Source organism: Pseudomonas sp. LBUM1655 (genome assembly GCF_059716085.1).
The window spans coordinates 920270-936565 of the sequence record NZ_CP166801.1 but is presented as its reverse complement, the minus strand read 5'-3'; the positions used below and the strand labels follow the sequence as shown (position 1 = coordinate 936565).

Genomic DNA, 16296 nt, shown 5'->3' with positions numbered 1-16296 from the left:
CAAAGAAAATCGACCAAATGCAATCAAGCAGGCGAGTTATCGCCTTGGGTTGGCTCGTGCCATGCCCCTATAATCGAATCACTTTGTTTGTGGAGCCCGTTATGCCGAATCTACGTCTCGCCGATTTGACCGCCGAAATCGAAGCCAACGTGCGCCGTGCGTTGCTCGAAGACATCGGCAGCGGCGACATCACCGCGCAACTGATCCCGGCCGAACGCCTGGCCAAAGCCACCATCATCACGCGCGACGACGCCGTCATCTGCGGCACTGCTTGGGTAGATACGGTGTTTCGCCAGCTCGATCCGCGTGTGGCGGTGCATTGGCAAGTGGTCGATGGCGAGCGGGTCAAACCCAATCAGCCACTGTTTCACCTGGAAGGCCCGGCCCGTTCGCTGTTGACCGGTGAACGCAGCGCCCTGAACTTCCTGCAATTACTCTCGGGCGTGGCAACCCGCGCGCAGTATCTGGCGGACTTCGTCGCCGAAACCCAGGTCAAGCTGCTCGACACCCGCAAGACCCTGCCAGGCCTGCGTCTGGCGCAGAAATACGCCGTGACCTGCGGTGGCTGCCACAACCATCGCATCGGCCTGTACGACGCGTTTCTGATCAAGGAAAACCACATCGCTGCCAGCGGTGGCATTGCGCAAGCCATTGAAGCCGCGCACAGGATTGCCCCGGGTAAACCGGTGGAAATCGAAGTGGAAAGCCTGGATGAGCTGAAAGAAGCTCTGGCGGCCGGCGCCGACATCATCATGCTCGACGAACTGAGCCTGGACGACATGCGCGAAGCGGTGCGCCTGAACGGCGGCAAGGCCAAACTGGAAGCCAGCGGCGGGATCAACGAAAGCACACTGTTGCCGATCGCCGAAACCGGAGTGGATTACATCTCGATTGGTGCGATGACCAAGGATGTGAAGGCGGTGGATCTGTCGATGCGTCTGAGCCTCTGAAGACTGCACGCCATAAAAAACGCCAGCCTGGTTGAGGCTGGCGTTTTTTTTTCAAACCACCAGATTGTTCATCTCGCAGTACTCTTCCCACTCGACGCCCAGTACGTCGGCAGCCTCTTTGTGCAATACGAGACGCTGAGCCTCGAACTCTTCAGGCGTGCTGGTGTACTTGAGCGTCAGTTCCCACGGCTGCAAACCCTGGGCCTCGGCTTCATCTTCGAATGCCCACTGGATCTGGTCTTTCTGATCATCGGCACTCAAGTCTTTGATCTCTGCAGCCAACTGAGGCGACTCCAGGAGATACTTTTTGAGTGCTTCTTCGTGTGTTGCTTCTTGGGTCAATTCTTTCGCGGTCATGGCGTTCTCGCTGATCTTAGGAATGGAAGATGGATCTGGATCATCAAGGATCTCTCTGACGCGGTTAGCCCGGCCTTCGGAACCATTCGGGATCATCTGAAAACTGCTAAGCGATGCTCATGCAGGCACCGAATATAGGACGTTTGCATGACGAATTACACGGCTCTTTACATCTCTTGCACAAAAAGCTGACCTGCGGAACATGAATCGGAGGGTGAAATTGCGGAGGTGGTGCCCGAGACAGGAATCGAACCTGCGACCTTCGCGTTACGAGTGCGCTGCTCTACCGGCTGAGCTACACGGGCGGTGGGCTAAACCTAGCACCGGTCCTGGACTCCGGCAACTTGACTGGGGCACTGTTGCTTTACAGCAGACAAAAAAATGCCCCACCGTTTCCACGGTGGGGCATTTTTATTGCGCTAAAGCGTTCGGGTGATTAAACGCCCGAAGCCTTGGCCGCTGCCACGTCTTTGATGGACAGCTTGATACGGCCGCGGTTGTCCACGTCCAGTACCAGCACTTCCACTTCCTGGCCTTCTTTCAGGATGTCGGTCACTTTCTCAACACGAGCGTCGCTCAGCATCGAGATGTGAACCAGACCGTCCTTGCCCGGCAGGATGTTGACGAATGCGCCGAAGTCGACGATGCGCTCAACCTTGCCGACGTAGATCTTGCCGATCTCGGCTTCAGCAGTGATACCCAGAACGCGCTGACGAGCTGCTTCAGCCGCTTCCTTGGTTTCGCCGAAGATCTTGATCGAACCGTCGTCTTCGATGTCGATCGAAGCCTTGGTTTCTTCGCAGATCGCACGGATGGTCGCGCCACCTTTACCGATAACGTCACGGATCTTGTCGGTGTCGATCTTCATCGCGATCATGGTCGGAGCGTTGGCCGACAGTTCGGTACGCGACTGGCCGATGATCTGGTTCATCTGACCGAGGATGTTCAGGCGCGCTTCCAGGGCTTGGCCCAGAGCGATTTCCATGATCTCTTCGGTGATGCCCTTGATCTTGATGTCCATCTGCAGCGCGGTCACGCCTTTGGCGGTACCGGCTACTTTGAAGTCCATGTCGCCCAAGTGGTCTTCGTCGCCGAGGATGTCGGTCAGGACTGCGAACTTGTCGCCTTCCTTAACCAGACCCATCGCGATACCGGCAACCGGTGCCTTCATCGGTACGCCAGCGTCCATCAGAGCCAGGGACGCGCCGCAAACGGAAGCCATCGAGCTCGAACCGTTCGATTCGGTGATTTCCGAAACCACGCGGATGGTGTACGGGAACACGTCAGCGGCAGGCAACATGGCCGAAACCGAACGACGGGCCAGACGGCCGTGACCGATTTCACGGCGACCAGCACCACCCATGCGACCACACTCGCCCACCGAGAACGGAGGGAAGTTGTAGTGCAGCATGAACGGGTCTTTTTTCTCGCCTTCCAGGGTGTCCAGCAACTGTGCGTCACGGGCGGTGCCCAGAGTCGCGACTACCAGAGCCTGGGTTTCGCCACGGGTGAACAGGGCCGAACCGTGAGTCTTCGGCAGAACGCCGACTTCGATGTTCAGCGGACGTACAGTGCGGGTGTCGCGGCCGTCGATACGTGGCTTGCCGTTTACGATGTTTTCGCGAACGGTGCGGTATTCGATTTCGCCGAATGCAGCTTTGACTTCGCTGGACGAAGGCTGGCCTTCTTCACCGGACAGCTTGGCAACCACCTGATCCTTCAGCTCACCCAGGCGAGCGTAACGGTCGGCCTTGATGGTGATGGTGTAAGCCTGGGAGATCGCTTCGCCGAACTCGGAACGGATTGCGTTCAGCAGTTCGGTAGCTTCTGGCGCAGGAGCCCAGGTCCAGGTTGGCTTGGCAGCTTCAGCAGCCAGTTCTTTAACGGCGTTGATCACAACCTGGAACTCGTCGTGAGCAAACAGTACCGCGCCCAGCATCTGGTCTTCGGTCAGCTCTTTGGCTTCCGATTCAACCATCAGCACAGCGTCGGAAGTACCGGCAACGACCATGTCCAGGCTCGAGGCAGCTTGCTGCTCGTAGGTCGGGTTCAGCAGGTAGCCGGTGCTTTCGTGGAAAGCGACACGAGCGGCGCCGATCGGGCCGTCGAACGGGATACCCGAGATGGCCAGGGCTGCCGAGGTACCGATCATCGCAGCGATGTCCGGATCGGTCTTCTTGCTGGTGGAAACGACGGTGCAGACAACCTGCACTTCGTTCATGAAGCCTTCTGGGAACAGCGGACGGATCGGACGGTCGATCAGTCGGGAAGTCAGGGTTTCTTTCTCGGAGGGACGGCCTTCACGCTTGAAGAAACCGCCAGGGATCTTACCGGCAGCGTAAGTCTTTTCCTGGTAGTGAACGGACAGAGGGAAGAAGCCCTTGCCCGGATCGGCTTGCTTGGCACCAACAACGGTCACCAATACGCTGACGTCGTCGTCAACGGTGACCAATACTGCGCCGGAGGCCTGACGGGCGATACGGCCAGTCTCGAGGGTAACGGTCGACTGACCGAACTGGAATTTTTTGATTACCGGGTTCACGGTGTCCTACCTTCTTTGTGGCTCTTGGGGGAACTGGTTTCTTGCGAAATTCTTGGGCAATGTCGGGAATCGGCCCAACGCCTGTCCAGGGTAAAACGTGTATCCAGATAAAACTTGAGGCTGGGAGCCTGCAAGGCGCCAGCGGTAAACCGCTGACGCCTGACAGACAACCAACCTCATAGCGCAATCGCTGATTAGCGACGCAGACCCAGGCGACCGATCAGAGTCTGGTAACGACCCAGATCCTTGCCTTTCAGGTAGTCCAGCAGCTTACGGCGCTGGTTTACCATGCGGATCAGACCACGACGGGAGTGGTGATCTTTACCGTTGGCCTTGAAGTGACCTTGCAGTTTGTTGATGTTGTGGGTCAGCAGTGCAACTTGCACTTCTGGCGAACCAGTGTCACCAACAGCTTGCTGGTAGTCAGCAACGATTTGAGCTTTTTCTTGAACGTCGAGAGCCATGAGGCAATCCTTTTATCAGGAAACTGTTTCAGGGAAACAGCTTCAACAGGCCAGGGACAAATCCCTGTATCTATAAATGAGTCGTGACCGTGCCTGTTAACAGCCACACTCGCCGACCTGCTGTTACACAGGCCGGTTCCGGTCATTCTGACCGAATCAAGCGACGTGGCGCGATACGCCCGTCTTCGCTCACTTCACCGATACCGATGAAGCGACCATTGTGATCCTGTACCCGCACCATGCCGAACTTCGGAGCATCCGGGGCACGTACCGGCTGGCCGTTGAGCCAGTAGAACGCGCTCGCTTCCGAGAAGTGCAACAGCGGCCAATCCTGCAGGCCGCTGTCCGATGGCATCAGGAAGCGGTCGACCGCTTCGTTGCCGCCTTCGGCATGTACCGCTTCGAGCTCTTCGAGGGTCACGGTCTGCGCCAGGGTGAAAGGCCCGGCCTGGGTACGGCGCAATTCTGCGACGTACGCACCACAACCGAGTTGCTCACCGATATCCTCCACGAGGGTGCGAATATAGGTGCCCTTGCTGCAATCCACCGCAAGTCGCGCAGTATCGCCTTCGAAGGCCAGTAATTCCAAGCGCGCAATAGTAACAGAACGCGGTTCGCGCTCCACTACTTCGCCTGCACGGGCCAGCTTGTACAGCGGCTGGCCATCACGCTTGAGCGCCGAGTACATCGGCGGTATCTGACTGATTTGGCCGCGAAATTTCGGCAAGACAGCCTCGACATCGGCGCGACCAACGGTCACCGGGCGTTCCTGCAAAACCTCACCTTCGGCATCCGCCGTGGTGGTGGTCTTGCCCAGTTGCGCCAGGGTTTCATAAGCCTTGTCGGAATCGAGCAGGTATTGCGAAAACTTGGTCGCTTCGCCGAAGCACAACGGCAACACACCGCTGGCCAGAGGATCGAGACTTCCGGTGTGCCCGGCCTTCTCGGCGTTGAGCAACCAGCGAACCTTCTGCAACGCGGCGTTGGAGGTGAACCCCAGCGGCTTGTCGAGCAGGATGATACCGCTGACGTTACGACGGATACGTTTGACCTGAGCCACCGAATTACTCCTTGGTGTCTTCAGGTTCAGCAACTGCCGGGTGCTGATTGTCTTCAGCAACGGCGCGCTCGATCAGGGCCGACAGGTGCGCACCCCGCACGACGGATTCGTCGTAGTGGAAGTGCAATTGCGGCACGCTTCGCAGCTTCATTTCGCGGGCCAGTTGCATACGCAGGAAACCCGCGGCGGCATTCAGGACCTTGATGCTTTGCGCGATATCTTCAGCATTGTCCTGCCCCATTACGGTGATGAAAATCTTTGCGTGACCGACGTCACGGCTGACTTCCACAGCGGTAATGGTGACCAGGCCGACGCGCGGATCTTTGACTTCACGACGGATCAGCTGGGCCAGCTCACGCTGCATCTGATCGCCGATACGTTGGGTACGGCTGTATTCTTTTGCCATGACTTGTTACCTGTTACTGCCCCACGGTGAAACCCGCAAGGTCTGAAAGCGGCAAACGCCCGGCCTGACAAAAGCCAGACCGGGCGTTGCGTTTAGAGTCCTGACGCCGTGGCGCGCATCTGCATGCGGCGGCTCGACGTGGCCCTTGAAGTGCGCGAGTTAGAGGCTGCGAGCAACCTGAACCTTCTCGAAGACTTCGATCTTGTCACCGACTTTGACGTCGTTGTAGCTCTTCACGCCGATACCGCATTCCATGCCGGCACGTACTTCGGAAGCGTCATCCTTGAAGCGGCGCAGGGATTCCAGCTCGCCTTCGAAGATAACGATGTCTTCACGCAGTACACGGATCGGACGGTTACGGTGCACAACACCTTCGATCACCATGCAGCCTGCGATCGCGCCAAACTTCGGCGAACGGAACACGTCACGCACTTCGGCGATACCCAGGATGTTCTCGCGAACATCGCTGCCGAGCATACCGGTCAGGGCTTTCTTGACGTCTTCGATGATGTCGTAGATCACGTTGTAGTAACGCATATCCAGACCTTCCTGCTCGACGATCTTGCGAGCGCCAGCATCGGCACGCACGTTGAAGCCAAACAGTACAGCGTTGGAAGCCAGTGCCAGGTTAGCGTCGGATTCGGTGATACCACCGACACCGCCGCCGACTACCCGCACTTGCACTTCGTCGTTGCCCAGGCCATTCAGAGCGCCCTGCAAAGCTTCCAGCGAACCACGGACGTCGGATTTGAGGACGATGTTGAGCGTCTTCTTCTCTGCCTGACCCATGTTTTCGAAGATGTTTTCCAGCTTGCCGGCGTGAGCGCGAGCCAGTTTGACTTCGCGGAACTTGCCTTGACGGAACAGAGCCACTTCACGGGCTTTCTTCTCGTCTGCAACTACGCTCATCTCGTCGCCAGCGTCCGGGGTACCGTCCAGGCCGAGGATCTCGACAGGGATGGAAGGACCGGCTTCCTTGATTGGCTTGCCGTTCTCATCGAGCATGGCGCGAACGCGGCCATAGTTCGAACCGACCAGAACCATGTCGCCTTGGCGCAGGGTACCGTCTTGAACCAGAACGGTTGCAACCGGGCCACGACCTTTGTCGAGACGCGATTCAACCACAACACCACGGCCAGGAGCCGATGGGGTCGCTTTCAGTTCGAGAACCTCGGCTTGCAGCAGAACAGCTTCGAGCAGTTCGTCCACGCCAGTACCGACTTTCGCCGAAACCGGTACGAACGGCGTATCACCGCCCCACTCTTCCGACGTCACGCCGTGAACCGACAGCTCACTACGGATGCGATCAAGATCAGCGCCCGGCTTGTCGATCTTGTTCACTGCAACCACCAGTGGAACGCCAGCCGCTACTGCGTGCTGAACAGCTTCAATGGTCTGCGGCATTACGCCGTCATCGGCTGCAACGACCAGAATCACGATGTCGGTCGCCTTGGCACCACGGGCACGCATTGCGGTAAACGCGGCGTGACCCGGGGTGTCGAGGAAAGTGACCATGCCGCGTTCGGTTTCAACGTGGTACGCACCGATGTGCTGGGTGATACCGCCGGCTTCGCCAGCAGCAACCTTGGCACGACGGATGTAGTCGAGCAGCGAGGTCTTACCGTGGTCAACGTGGCCCATTACGGTCACGACTGGTGCACGGGAGAACGACTCACCTTCAAACTTCAGGGACTCGGCCAGGGAATCTTCCAGAGCGGTGTCGCTGACCAAGGTCACTTTGTGGCCCAACTCTTCGGCTACCAGCTGAGCAGTTTCCTGATCAAGCACCTGGTTGATGGTCGCTGGAGTACCCAGTTTGAACATGAACTTGATGATTTCAGCAGCCTTGACCGACATCTGATTGGCGAGATCGCCAACGGTGATGGTCTCGCCGATCTGCACATCACGCACGACAGGGCCGGTTGGGCTCTGGAAACCGTGAGCGTTGCGCTTCTTCAGCTTGGCCTTGCCGCGACCACCACGACGGAAGCCATCGCTTTCTTCGTCGGTAGTACGTGGCGCGACACGTGGTGCTGGCGCTTTCTCTTTGACCGATGCGCGATGCGGAGCGTTTTTACGCTCGCCATCACCACCGCCACTGCGACGATTGTTGTCATCGGCACGTGGTTTGTCCGGACGGCGCTGTTCGTTCTGCTTGTTACGAACGTCAGCAGACGGTGCTGGAGCAGCGGCTACCGGTGCGCTTTCGCGTACTGGCTCAGCAACTGCGGCCGGCGCCGAAGCGGCGTCGTTAGTAGCGGCTTGCGCAGCAGCAGGCTGGCGGCGCGCTTCTTCTTCGGCGCGCTGCTTGGCTTCTTCTTCAGCCTTCTGGCGCGTAGCATTTTCTACTGCGCGACGCTCATCCAGTTCACGCTTGCGCTCGGCTTCGATTTCTTCCGGGCTGCGCTGTACGAAAACTTTCTTTTTGCGAACTTCTACGCTGATGCTTTTGCTACCAGCCACACGCAGGGTGCTGGTGGTTTTACGCTGCAGCGTGATCTTGCGTGGTTCTTCCACTTTCGCCTTGTGACTGCTCTTCAAGTGAGTCAGCAGGGATTGCTTCTCACTGTCAGTCACATTTTCTTCGGCGGCGGTGTGCGGCAGACCTGCCTCACGCATCTGCTGCAACAGGCGCTCTACCGGTGTTTTGACCTCATCGGCCAGTTGTTTCACCGTGACTTGCGTCATGCACTTCTCTCCTCAGGCCGCGCCTAATTACTCGAACCAATGGGCTCGGGCGGCCATGATCAACTTGCCGGCACGATCATCGTCAATGCCGTCGATGTCGAGCAGATCGTCAATAGACTGCTCGGCCAGGTCTTCGCGGGTAATTACGCCGCGCACCGCCAGTTCCATCGCCAAATCCTTGTCCATACCCTCAAGCGAGAGCAGGTCTTCGGCCGGATGGGCGTCTGCCAGCTTTTCCTCAGTAGCGATGGCTTTGGTCAACAAACGATCCTTGGCACGAGCGCGAAGCTCGTTGACGGTGTCTTCGTCAAAGCCGTCGATGTTGAGCATTTCTTCCAACGGTACGTAGGCAATCTCTTCCAGGCTGGTGAAGCCTTCATCTACCAGCACCTGTGCCAGATCTTCGTCGACTTCCAGCTCGTCGATGAAGTTGCGCAGGATGTCGCCGGTTTCTGCTTGCTGCTTAGCCTGGATGTCCGATTCGGTCATCACGTTCAGGGTCCAGCCAGTCAACTGGCTTGCCAGACGCACGTTCTGACCACCACGACCGATGGCCTGAGCCAGATTGTCTGCGCCAACGGCGATGTCCATGGCGTGGGCATCTTCGTCAACGATAATTGCCGCAACCTCGGCCGGGGACATGGCGTTGATTACGAACTGAGCCGGGTTGTCGTCCCACAGGACGATATCAACACGCTCACCGCCCAACTCACCCGACACTGCCTGGACGCGCGAACCGCGCATACCGATGCAAGCGCCCTGCGGGTCAATGCGTTTGTCCTTCGAGCGAACGGCGATCTTGGCGCGCGAACCCGGATCACGGGACGCAGCCATTACTTCGATCAGGCCTTCGGCAATTTCCGGCACTTCGATGCGGAACAGCTCGATCAGCATTTCCGGCGCGGTACGCGACAGGATCAACTGCGGGCCTCGGTTCTCGGTGCGGATTTCCTTGAGCAGCGCACGCAGACGCACGCCGACACGGAAGGTTTCGCGAGAGATGATGTCTTCACGGGCCAGCAACGCTTCAGCGTTATTGCCCAGATCGACGATCACGTTGTCGCGGGTGACTTTCTTCACGGTGCCGGAGATGATTTCTCCCAGGCGCTCGCGATAGGCGTCAACCACTTGAGCGCGCTCGGCTTCACGCACTTTCTGCACGATGACTTGCTTCGCAGTCTGCGCAGCAATGCGGCCGAACTCGATAGAATCGATTTTTTCTTCAACGACGTCGCCAACCTTGGCACCAGGATGCGTTTCGGCAACCTTGGTTGGCCAGGTTTCGATAGCCGGATCGTCGAGATCATTCTCTTCGACGACCGTCCAGCGACGGAAAGTTTCGTAAGAACCGGTGTGGCGGTTAATTTCCACACGCAGGTCAACTTCGTCTTCAAAACGCTTTTTGGTAGCAGTGGCTAGGGCCAGCTCCAGCGCTTCAAAAATTACGCTTGCCGGTACGCCCTTTTCATTGGATACCGACTCAACAACCAGCAGTACTTCTTTGCTCATCGTACGCCTCGCCTTTCGCAAGCCATTGGATCCGCGGGATCCGCGTCTCAGTCAAAACTGGGAATAATGTTGGCCTTGTCGATCATATCGATCGGCAACAGGAACTCATGGTCATCTACCTGCACCACGACGTCCTGCTCTTCTACACCGCGCAGAAGGCCCTGAAAGTTGCGTCGACCTTCAAAAGGCGAGCGCAGCTTGATCTTCACTTGTTCACCGGCAAATTTTGCAAACTGCTCAATAGTGAACAGTGGGCGCTCCATGCCAGGCGAGGAAACTTCGAGGGTGTATTCAACAGAGATCGGATCTTCAACATCCAGAACACCGCTGATCTGACGGCTGACAATGGCGCAATCGTCCACCAGCACGCCACCCTCTTTATCGATATAAACGCGCAACATCGAGTGACGACCTTGAGCCGAAAACTCGATACCCCAGCATTCATAGCCTAGGGCCACGACCACCGGGGCCAGCAAGGCCTGCAACTCTTCTAGCTTGCTCGACACCTGAACCCCCTAGTGCATGATATGTGCATGCTATGCAAAATAAAAAAATGGGCATAACGCCCATCCTTGAAACGCCGTCGAACAGCGGCGTTGAAAGTGTCCAGCTAACAAAAAGCCCCTTAAAAGGGGCTCCTAAAACTGGTTGCGGGGGCCGGATTTGAACCGACGACCTTCGGGTTATGAGCCCGACGAGCTACCAGACTGCTCCACCCCGCGACAAAGCTGGGGCGGAAGTATACGACCGATCCCTTATAGGGTCAATGTAACCTTCCACCTGCAAGAAAGCCCGCAACAGCGGGCTCTCCTGACTAATTGGTACCGAGAAGGGGACTCGAACCCCTACACCCTATGGGCACAACCACCTCAAGGTTGCGTGTCTACCAATTCCACCACCTCGGCAAAACTACTTTTGAAACCCTTCTTACTTCTGCTCTTGAGCTGGAGGTACGTCAGTCGCTGGAGTAGCCGACTTTTGCTCTTGAAGCACCGGTACATCATCAGAAGCCGGTTGTTGTTGCTTAGGTACTTCCAACACTGCTGGATCTGGCAATCCTGCTTGAGTCAGCTGATGAGCCTTCTCTTTAGCAAAGTAACCTAACCCCAGGCTGGTTATGAAGAAACCGGCGGCAAGTATAGCAGTAAACTTACTAAGAAAGGTAGAGGAACCTTGGCTTCCGAACACAGTATTTGAAGCACCTGCTCCGAAAGACGCACCAGCATCCGCACCTTTACCCTGCTGCAGCAAAACCAGAGCAACTACGCCCAATGCACCCAGCAGATGAAAAACGACTACGACTGTTTCCAGCATTTTTTCAGTTTCCCGCGGCGCGACAGATCGCACCGAACTCATCTGCATTCAGGGAAGCCCCACCAATGAGCCCCCCATCGATATCCGGCATGCCGAACAGTTCGACCGCATTGGCCGCCTTCACGCTGCCGCCGTATAGAAGCCGCACACCTCGTGCGACTTCAGAATTCTCTGCCGCCAACTGCTCACGAATGGCTTTATGCACATCCTGAGCCTGTTGCGGCGTTGCAGTCAGTCCGGTACCAATGGCCCAGACAGGCTCGTAAGCAATGACTGCCTTGGCAAAGGCACCTACACCCAGCTCCTCGATGATGCTGCCCAGCTGACGCCCGACAACCTCAAGAGTTTTACCAGCTTCGCGCTGCTCGAGGGTCTCCCCTACGCACAACACCGGGATTAAGCCACATGCCTGTGCCGCTGCGAACTTGCGATTCAGCATTGCGTCTCGCTCGCCCATTATCTGACGGCGTTCGGAATGCCCGACAAGTACCAGGGAACAACCTGCATCCACCAACTGACTCGGCGCAATCTCACCAGTCAACGCACCTTGCATGGACTCCACCGCAGAGTTCTGCGCGCCGACCGAAATCGACTTGCCTTTCAAGCCATCAACCACTTGATTGATATACAAGCAAGGCGGGAATACCGCGACATCAACACCGCTAGGCAAGGCCAGATGACGAAGGCCGTTGATCAGCTCAGCGACGCTGGCGCGGGTACCGTGCATCTTCCAGTTACCAGCTACCATAGGGCGACGCATGCTGTACCTCGTCGGTCAAAGTGGGCGCAGATGTTACCCAACACAATCATGGCTTGCAAGCCGAATCAGGCAGAAACTTCAGTTACCAGTTTTGCCAGTTCTTCGGCGTAACTGCGAACCTGAGCTTCATCCTCGCCTTCGACCATTACGCGCACCAGAGGCTCTGTGCCGGACTTGCGCAAAAGCACACGGCCGCGCCCCGCCATTGCCTGGGTTACACGCGCACTGGCTTCCTTGACAGCCGCATGCTCCAGCGGGCTTTCGCCACCACCAAAACGCACATTGATCAGCACCTGAGGGCACTTGCGCAGTGCTTGCCGGGCTTGCGCCAGACCTTGATTACGCGTCTTGAGCGACATCAGCACCTGCAGTGCAGCGATGATCGCATCGCCAGTCGTGGTGTGATTGAAGCAAACGATGTGCCCCGAGTTCTCACCACCGACCAGCCAATTGCGCTCCAGCAACTCGGCTATCACATAGCGGTCGCCGACATTGGCACGAATAAATGGAATCGAAAGTTCAGCGAGGGCCAATTCCAGACCGAGGTTACTCATCAGAGTACCGACCACGCCACCCTGCAACTTGCCACGCTCATGCAGATCACGCGCAATGATGAACAACAAGTCATCACCATCAACGATTGTGCCAGTGTGATCGACCATCAGAACCCGATCGCCATCGCCATCAAAAGCGATGCCCAGATCAGCGTGCTCAGCCAGGACGGCCGCCTGCAACTGCCCCATATGGGTTGAGCCACAGTTGTCGTTGATGTTCAGACCATTGGGCTGGGCCGACAACACGACAACTTCCGCGCCAAGCTCACGAAAAACGCTTGGGGCAACTTTATAGGTAGCACCGTGGGCGCAGTCGATGACAATCTTGAGACCGGAAAAGTTGGTCCCTGTCGGCACGCTACTCTTGCAGAATTCAATGTAACGACCGGACGCATCGTTGATTCGCGAAACCTTGCCGATCTTGCTCGACTCAACCACGGTCATTGGCGTATCGAGCAACTCCTCAATCATCAGCTCCAGCTCATCCGGCAGCTTGGTGCCTTTACCGGAGAAGAACTTGATGCCGTTATCATCGTGCGGATTGTGCGAAGCGCTTATTACAATTCCGGCCTCAGCCTGGAACGTGCGCGACAGGTAAGCAATCGCCGGCGTCGGCATCGGGCCGAGCAGCATCACATCAGCACCTGCCGATGTCAGGCCAGCCTCAAGGGCCGATTCGAACATGTAGCCGGAGATTCGCGTGTCCTTGCCGACCAGCACCTTGCACGCGCCCATCTTGCGGAACGCCATGCCAGCAGCCCAACCGAGTTTAAGCATGAAGTCAGGAGTAATCGGGTATACCCCGACTCGGCCACGAATGCCGTCAGTACCAAAGTATTTCTTGCTCATAAGTGCTCCATCATTCTTATTCGGCTGATTCGACGGCCGCGATCATTCTCACCACGTCCACCGTCTCCGCTACATCATGGACGCGCAATATACGCGCGCCTTTGACAGATGCCAGTGCCGCGAGTGCCAGACCACCATGCAGACGCTCACCTACCGGGCGATTAAGCGCCTGGCCGATCATGCTCTTGCGTGAAACACCGACCAGCAATGGCCGCCCCAGCGCATGCAGGGCTTCCATATGCTTGAACAAGCTTAGATTGTGCTGCAGGGTTTTGGCGAAGCCAAAGCCCGGGTCGAGAACGATCCGGTCTGCGGGGATACCCGCCAGCGCACATTGAGCCATGCGCTCAGCGAGAAACTCACCCACTTCCCGCGTGACATCCTGATACTGCGGATTGTTCTGCATATCACCCGGCTCACCGAGCATATGCATGAGGCAGACCGGCAAACCCGTTGCCGCCGCCGCATCCAGTGCGCCATCGCGCCGGAGCGACCGCACATCGTTGATCAAACCCGCGCCCAGCCGCGCAGTTTCGCGCATCACGGCGGGGGTCGACGTATCTACCGAGATAATTACATCGAGTTCGCGATTGATCAGCTCAACGATTGGCGCCACGCGTTCTAGCTCTTCCAGCGGCGAAACCGCTCGCGCGCCGGGACGAGTGGACTCACCACCCACATCGATCAGCGTCGCACCAGCCGCAACCATAGACTCGGCATGGCGCAAGGCCGCGTCGAGTTGGCTGTAGCGGCCGCCATCGGAGAACGAATCGGGAGTGACATTGAGAATACCCATGACATGCGTCCGGGCCAAATCAAGAACCCGGTTGCCGCAAGGCAACCGGGTCAGGGACTGTACAGAAGTCATTAAAAACCTTAAACGTCAGCAGCCGGACCGCCAATCGGTGTTTCCGGACGCTCATCCTGAACAACCGGAGGCGGCGGCGTACCAGTGCCTCCCGACCAGTCGCGAGGCTCGCGAGGCGGACGACCAGCCATGATGTCGTCGATCTGCTCGGCATCAATCGTTTCGTACTTCATCAGCGCATCAGCCATGGCATCAAGCTTGTCACGGTTGTCCGTGAGGATCTGCTTGGCAGTGCCGTAGCACTGATCAATGATGCTGCGCACTTCGGAGTCGATCAGTTTGGCTGTCTCACCGGAGAAGCTTGCAGCCTGGCCACCGCCGCCGCGACCAAGGAATACTTCACCCTCTTCTTCGGCATACATCAGCGGACCGAGTTTTTCCGACAGGCCCCACTTGGTCACCATGTTCCGCGCAATCTGGCTGGCACGCATGATGTCGTTGGAAGCACCCGTGGTCACACCATCGAAGCCAAGGGTCATTTCCTCAGCAATACGGCCGCCATACAGGGAGCAGATCTGGCTGATCAACGCACGCTTGGACAGGCTGTAGCGATCTTCTTCCGGAAGGAACATGGTCACACCCAACGCACGACCGCGCGGAATGATCGAAACCTTGTAGACCGGATCATGCTCAGGCACAACACGACCAACAATGGCGTGGCCAGCTTCGTGGTAAGCAGTGTTCTGCTTCTCTTTCTCGGACATGACCATCGATTTGCGCTCGGCGCCCATCATGATCTTGTCTTTGGCCAGCTCGAACTCTTTCATCTCGACGATGCGCTTGCCGGCGCGAGCCGCAAACAGCGAGGCTTCGTTGACCAGGTTGGCAAGGTCGGCACCGGAGAAGCCCGGAGTACCGCGAGCGATAACGGCCGGAGCAACGTCGTCGCCCATTGGCACTTTACGCATGTGAACCTTGAGGATCTGTTCGCGACCACGAATATCCGGCAAACCGACCACGACCTGACGGTCGAAACGGCCCGGACGCAGCAATGCAGGGTCGAGTACGTCAGGACGGTTGGTCGCAGCGATTACGATGATGCCGTCATTCATTTCGAAGCCGTCCATCTCAACCAGCAACTGGTTGAGGGTCTGCTCACGCTCGTCGTGCCCACCACCCATACCGGCGCCACGATGACGACCGACGGCGTCGATTTCGTCGATGAAGATGATGCATGGCGCGTGCTTCTTGGCCTGCTCGAACATGTCGCGAACGCGGCTCGCGCCGACACCCACGAACATTTCAACAAAGTCGGAACCGGAGATGGTGAAGAAAGGCACCTTGGCTTCACCGGCAATTGCCTTGGCCAGCAAGGTTTTACCGGTACCCGGAGGGCCCACCATCAGCACACCGCGAGGAATGCGACCGCCCAGACGCTGGAACTTGCCCGGATCACGGAGGAACTCAACCAGCTCACCAACTTCTTCCTTGGCTTCGTCGCAACCGGCAACGTCAGCCAAAGTGGTTTTCACCTGATCTTCGGACAGCAGACGCGCCTTGCTCTTGCCAAAGCTCATCGGCCCGCCCTTGCCACCGGCGCCGCCCTGCATCTGGCGCATAAAGAACATGAACACCGCGATGATCACCAGGATCGGGAAGCTGGCCACCAGAAGCTGGGTCCAGATGCTTTGCTGCTCAGGCTGCTTGCCTTCGACCACAACATGGTTGTCGACCAGGTCGCCGATCAGGCCATTGTCCTGAATCGCCGGACGAATGGTCTTGAAGCTATCGCCATCGTTGCGCTTGCCGGTAATCACATAGCCATCAACCGCTACGCGCTCGACCTTGCCATCCTTGACCTGCTGGATGAAGTCGGAATAGTTGAGGGTCTGCGGCTCGTTAGGGCTGGAGAAGTTGTTCATCACTGTCACCAGGACAGCCGCGATGATCAACCACAGGATCAGATTCTTTGCCATATCGTTCAATTAACTACCCTCTGAAGCAAGCTCCGCTACTGGCGCGCGCTTCGCATGAT

General features: G+C 57.5%; 14 protein-coding genes and 3 tRNA genes. 1 reads left to right on the top strand and 16 read right to left on the bottom strand.

Annotated elements, in window-relative coordinates; all coding sequences use genetic code 11:
• Window positions 1-101: 101 nt before the first annotated feature.
• The gene (gene nadC, locus ACA074_RS04050; protein WP_489879259.1) at window positions 102-950 is read left to right on the top strand and encodes a carboxylating nicotinate-nucleotide diphosphorylase; all 849 of its coding nucleotides are present in this window, start codon (window positions 102-104) and stop codon (window positions 948-950) included.
• Window positions 951-1001: 51 nt separating this feature from the next.
• Here nadC and ACA074_RS04045 read toward each other — a convergent pair whose 3' ends face one another.
• From ACA074_RS04045 to ftsH, 16 genes are all read right to left on the bottom strand, one after another.
• On the bottom strand, window positions 1002-1307 hold the full coding sequence (locus ACA074_RS04045) for a DUF6388 family protein (protein ID WP_497616396.1): 306 nt from the start codon (window positions 1305-1307) through the stop codon (window positions 1002-1004).
• A 229-nt stretch (window positions 1308-1536) separates the two neighbouring features.
• Window positions 1537-1612 (bottom strand) — tRNA-Thr (locus tag ACA074_RS04040).
• Window positions 1613-1743: 131 nt separating this feature from the next.
• A complete protein-coding gene (pnp, locus tag ACA074_RS04035; protein WP_187676722.1) occupies window positions 1744-3849 on the bottom strand; it encodes a polyribonucleotide nucleotidyltransferase in 2106 nt (701 codons plus the stop codon).
• Window positions 3850-4043: 194 nt separating this feature from the next.
• Window positions 4044-4313 carry a 30S ribosomal protein S15 gene (gene rpsO / locus ACA074_RS04030; protein ID WP_003177875.1) on the bottom strand — a complete coding sequence of 90 codons (270 nt, stop codon included), beginning with the start codon at window positions 4311-4313 and terminating at the stop codon, window positions 4044-4046.
• A gap of 142 nt (window positions 4314-4455) precedes the next feature.
• On the bottom strand, window positions 4456-5373 hold the full coding sequence (truB, locus tag ACA074_RS04025) for a tRNA pseudouridine(55) synthase TruB (RefSeq protein ID WP_187676721.1): 918 nt from the start codon (window positions 5371-5373) through the stop codon (window positions 4456-4458).
• A 4-nt stretch (window positions 5374-5377) separates the two neighbouring features.
• Window positions 5378-5779: a 30S ribosome-binding factor RbfA gene (gene rbfA / locus ACA074_RS04020; RefSeq protein ID WP_095191053.1), complete on the bottom strand. Its 402-nt coding sequence runs from the start codon at window positions 5777-5779 to the stop codon at window positions 5378-5380.
• Between the two features lie 159 nt (window positions 5780-5938).
• Window positions 5939-8467 carry a translation initiation factor IF-2 gene (infB, locus tag ACA074_RS04015; RefSeq protein WP_187676720.1) on the bottom strand — a complete coding sequence of 843 codons (2529 nt, stop codon included), beginning with the start codon at window positions 8465-8467 and terminating at the stop codon, window positions 5939-5941.
• Between the two features lie 27 nt (window positions 8468-8494).
• Window positions 8495-9976 (bottom strand): transcription termination factor NusA, encoded by a 1482-nt coding sequence (gene nusA / locus ACA074_RS04010; protein ID WP_187676719.1) that lies wholly within the window; start codon window positions 9974-9976, stop codon window positions 8495-8497.
• Between the two features lie 47 nt (window positions 9977-10023).
• Entirely contained in the window at window positions 10024-10482 is a 459-nt protein-coding gene (gene rimP / locus ACA074_RS04005; protein ID WP_305441326.1) for a ribosome maturation factor RimP, read from the bottom strand.
• A gap of 139 nt (window positions 10483-10621) precedes the next feature.
• Window positions 10622-10698 (bottom strand) — tRNA-Met (locus ACA074_RS04000).
• Between the two features lie 97 nt (window positions 10699-10795).
• Window positions 10796-10881, bottom strand: a tRNA-Leu gene (locus tag ACA074_RS03995).
• A 22-nt stretch (window positions 10882-10903) separates the two neighbouring features.
• A complete protein-coding gene (secG, locus tag ACA074_RS03990) occupies window positions 10904-11290 on the bottom strand; it encodes a preprotein translocase subunit SecG (RefSeq protein ID WP_027610782.1) in 387 nt (128 codons plus the stop codon).
• 4 nt (window positions 11291-11294) lie between these two features.
• Complete coding sequence (gene tpiA / locus ACA074_RS03985) at window positions 11295-12050, bottom strand: triose-phosphate isomerase (protein WP_187676717.1); 756 nt, start codon at window positions 12048-12050, stop codon at window positions 11295-11297.
• Window positions 12051-12115: 65 nt separating this feature from the next.
• On the bottom strand, window positions 12116-13453 hold the full coding sequence (gene glmM, locus ACA074_RS03980) for a phosphoglucosamine mutase (protein WP_401272058.1): 1338 nt from the start codon (window positions 13451-13453) through the stop codon (window positions 12116-12118).
• A 16-nt stretch (window positions 13454-13469) separates the two neighbouring features.
• A complete protein-coding gene (gene folP / locus ACA074_RS03975; protein ID WP_401272057.1) occupies window positions 13470-14321 on the bottom strand; it encodes a dihydropteroate synthase in 852 nt (283 codons plus the stop codon).
• A gap of 8 nt (window positions 14322-14329) precedes the next feature.
• Complete coding sequence (gene ftsH / locus ACA074_RS03970) at window positions 14330-16237, bottom strand: ATP-dependent zinc metalloprotease FtsH (protein WP_489879283.1); 1908 nt, start codon at window positions 16235-16237, stop codon at window positions 14330-14332.
• Window positions 16238-16296 lie beyond the last annotated feature (59 nt).